1 protein-coding gene is annotated in these 273 nt (G+C 68.9%); it reads right to left on the bottom strand.

Going from position 1 to position 273, the window contains the following annotated elements; translation table 11 throughout:
• The coding region (locus tag MKK53_RS10055; RefSeq protein WP_243928560.1) for a hypothetical protein at positions 1-273 on the bottom strand (273 nt) is incomplete at both ends.

Raw genomic sequence — 273 nt, 5'->3', positions numbered from 1 at the left:
CCCCCACATCTGGCCCGGCTTGTTCCGGTAGGCGGACTCGCTCTCGAACACGATCCGACTGGCCTCGACCGCCATCGGCCTTTTCCCGCTGAAAAGCAGCGCGCCGCAGTGATCCACGCGCAGCGTCCCATGCTCAGGGTGGACCGCGAACAGTTCAGGGGCCGTCCACCCCTGCCGGTGCGCCTCAGCACCGAGCCGGTCGCAGAATTCCATCGCGGCCTCGCGGATCGCGGCCCATTTCGCCGGCAGCAGGTAGCGGCAAGGCGAGGCGTG

Source organism: Methylobacterium sp. J-076, assembly GCF_022829405.1.
Lineage (GTDB): Bacteria > Pseudomonadota > Alphaproteobacteria > Rhizobiales > Beijerinckiaceae > Methylobacterium.
The sequence above is the reverse complement of the archived record's forward strand: the minus strand, read 5'-3'. Positions and strand labels throughout refer to the sequence as shown.